Source organism: Massilia sp. CT11-108, assembly GCF_047302915.1.
GTDB classification, from domain to species: domain Bacteria; phylum Pseudomonadota; class Gammaproteobacteria; order Burkholderiales; family Burkholderiaceae_D; genus Telluria; species Telluria orientalis.
In genome coordinates this window covers 1-2,992 of record NZ_JBKYMO010000600.1, presented here as the reverse complement: position 1 = coordinate 2,992, position 2,992 = coordinate 1, and the positions used below count along the sequence as shown (strand labels likewise).

Here is a 2,992-nt window from a genome sequence, read left to right as displayed (position 1 = left end):
ATCCTGGCCATGTTCCTGCTGGGCTTCTTCTGGAAAAAGACCACGTCCAGCGCCGCGATGTTCGCGACCGTGGGCGGCCTCGTGTTCTCGATCATCCTGAAGTTCCTGCCGGGGATGATGGACCTGTCCTTCCTCGCCCCGATCGGCTTCGCCCACGACAACGGCTCGGGCGTGTATGAGATCCCGTTCCTGGACCGCATGTTCATCGTGTTCTGGCTGGTGGTCGCGGGCATGGTCCTGCTCAGCACCGTGTTCGCCCGCGGCAAGGTGAAGGGGCTGATCGTCGACACCAAGCTGTTCAAGGTCGACGGCGCGTTCGCCCTCGGCTCGGCCGTCATCTGCGTCGTGCTGGCCACGATCTACGGCATGTGGTGGTAGAACTCTCGGAGCAATAGAAGGCAGCCTGCGGGCTAGCAAAGGACAGCCCCCCAGGCTGTCCTTTTTTATTTCAGGATGACTCCAGCACCGAACTTCGCTGGACTACGCTGCAGCTTCGGTCATCCGCCCGCGTGGTCGTTGCCACCGTGCGCGGCGATGAACATCGTGACGGCCGAACGGCAGTAGGATTCGATTTCGCTGTCGTCCGCTGCTCTCGCCTGATCGAAGCGTACGATCATCAGGAGATCGGATCCTTTGAAAAGCGCGGCAAACAGGCGGGCGGACCCGCGAGGATCGGGCACGTTCAGAAGCGCCTTCGCGTGCAACTGACGCAACAGGGCCTCGATTTGGGCAATGACATGGGCGGGGCCGGCTTCGTAATGGAGCTTGCTTAACGAGCTTTGATTCGTCTTGTCGGCCATGACCATGGCTTCGACACTGCGGACGTCTGGTCTCAACAGCGTGCGGAGCAGGGATGATCCCACCGCCATCAGTCGATCTTCGGCCGAACCGTCGGCGCCTTCAAGAATGGCCTGTGGTGCAAACAACTGATGGCAGCCGGCCGTGATGGCCGCGCTGAACAGCGCCTCCTTGTTGTCGAAATGCCGATAGATGCTCAGCTTGGATATCTTCGCCCGCTGGGCGACCTTGTCCATTGTCGTCGCTTGAAACCCCAGCTCCACAAAGAGTTCGTTTGCGGCGCTGACTATCGTTTGGCCGAGTGCTTCGTTGGCGGGACGGCCGCGGCGCCCGTGCTTTTTTTCGTTCACGTCGTTTCCAGTACTTGACAGTATCTTAATTCACGATCTAAGATACTGCATGGTATCGGAAATTTGCGAACCACTGTGATCGAAATTGGCCGCGCTTCCCACCACCGGTCTCGCCCAAGCGCATTCCACCGCAAAGTCAGCCTCAACCATCGACAACACGGAGCCCACCACCATGAATGACGTCATCATCATCGGCGGCAGCTTTGCCGGCCTCGCCGCCGCGCTGCAGCTTGGTCGTGCCCGCCGCACGGTCACGGTTCTTGATACCGGCCTGCCCCGCAATCGTTTCGCCGGCCATTCGCATGGGCTGCTCGGCCACGACCACAAGCCGCCGCAGGATATCCTGGCGGAGGCGCGGCAACAGCTGGCGCGCTATCCCATGATCAAACTGGTCAATGCCCGCGCCGAGAGCGTCTCTGGCACCATGGACGATTTCTCCGTCCTCACCGGCGATGGCGAAAGCCTCAAGGCGCGCCGTCTGATCCTGAGCTACGGCGTCGCCGATCAAATGCCTGGTATTCCGGGCTTCGCCGAAGGCTGGGGTACCTCCATCGTGCCTTGCCCCTATTGCGACGGCTTTGAAGTCGCCGGCCGGCATTGGGGCCTCGTCTGGTCCGGCCCCCCGTCGCATAACTATGCCAGGCTGTATCACGACTGGACCGACACCCTGACGGTCTTCGCCGATGGCCATGACATTCCACCGGAGATCCGGGCAGATCTGGCACGCCGCGGCATCCCGGCCGTCGATGGCCGCATCACCGAGATCGACCGTCACGAGAGCAATAACACCATCGTCAAAGTCGATGCCGGCCCCCAGGTCGCGGTCGACATCCTGTTCGCGCACCCGCGCAACAAGCCATCCGCACGCCTGCACGAATCGCTGGGCCTTGCCACGGTCGATACGCCCCAGGGCATCGCCCTCAAAGTCGACGAGCGCCGCGAAACCAGCATGCGGGGCATCTACGCCGCAGGCGACCTCGCCAATCCCCAAATGCCCTCGGTTACCACGGCCTCATGGCAAGGCGCGATGGCGGGCATCTTTGCCCAGCAGTCGATGCTGGTTTGAGGACACCGATTCCCTCCCTGCCCAAGCCAGGATCTCCGCTGAACAGCGGACATTTTTTATCGCCGCCGCAAGGCCGCGCCGATGAACGCGACGACCTCCGCCCGGCACCGCCACGCCTCGCGCAGCGCGTTCATGTAATAAAAGCTGTGCGGCACGTCGTGCCAGATGGTGAGCGTCACGCGGTTGCCGGCCCGGCGCGCGCGTTCGACCGCGCGCGTGCTGTCGTCGAGAATGATCTCGGTGTCCGACACGTGGAAGTGGAGCGGCGCGAGTCCCGCCCAGTCGCCGAACAGCGGCGACACGTCCGGGTGGTCCGGCGCGACGCCTCCCAGGTACGTCATCCTCACCCATGGCCAGATGTTCGGTGACTGCATGCTGTCGCGCGCGGCGTTGGCGGCTGCGGACGGACTGCCGGCCGTCAGGTCGATCGGCGCCGACAGCAGGATACAGCCCGCCGGCTGGGGCCAGCCGTTGTTCCGCGCCCGCATCAGCAGCACGAGCGCCAGGTTCGCACCGGCGGAATGCCCGATCACGACGATCTTGTGCGCCGGGATGCCGGCGGCAAGCAGGCCGGCGTAGACGGCGCAGCAGTCGTCCAGGCCCGCCGGGAATGGAAACTCGGGCGCGAGCCGGTACGGCACCTGCACGACGGGACATCCGGTACGGCGCGCCAGGCCGGCACAGTAACGGCGATCGGCCGCCGCCGCACGCACCGCGAAACCGCCGCCGTGGAGATACAGGATGACGCCGTCGCGCGCCGCCTCGCGCCGCCCGATCC

General features: G+C 64.1%; 3 protein-coding genes and 1 pseudogene. 2 read left to right on the top strand and 2 right to left on the bottom strand.

Annotation, left to right across the window (positions count from 1 at the left end; all coding sequences use genetic code 11):
- Positions 1-378: pseudogene (locus ACEN88_RS28095) on the top strand (sodium transporter); the annotation flags it as partial.
- A 119-nt stretch (positions 379-497) separates the two neighbouring features.
- Here the strand turns inward: ACEN88_RS28095 and ACEN88_RS28090 are convergent.
- Positions 498-1,148: a TetR/AcrR family transcriptional regulator gene (locus ACEN88_RS28090; protein ID WP_413344947.1), complete on the bottom strand. Its 651-nt coding sequence runs from the start codon at positions 1,146-1,148 to the stop codon at positions 498-500.
- A gap of 172 nt (positions 1,149-1,320) precedes the next feature.
- Here ACEN88_RS28090 and ACEN88_RS28085 point away from each other — a divergent pair, with 172 nt between their 5' ends.
- Positions 1,321-2,214, top strand: a complete 894-nt coding sequence (locus tag ACEN88_RS28085) for an NAD(P)/FAD-dependent oxidoreductase (RefSeq protein WP_413344945.1) — start codon at positions 1,321-1,323, stop codon at positions 2,212-2,214.
- A 56-nt stretch (positions 2,215-2,270) separates the two neighbouring features.
- On the opposite strand, the gene ACEN88_RS28080 is transcribed toward ACEN88_RS28085, so the two are convergent.
- Positions 2,271-2,992 (bottom strand): alpha/beta hydrolase (locus ACEN88_RS28080; RefSeq protein WP_413344943.1); only part of this gene is annotated, 722 nt, incomplete at its 5' end.

Bases quoted from the DNA above. Each gene is read 5' to 3' on its own strand.
- ACEN88_RS28085 (WP_413344945.1), top strand. From the start codon at position 1,321: ATGAATGACGTCATCATCATCGGCGGCAGCTTTGCCGGCCTCGCCGCC.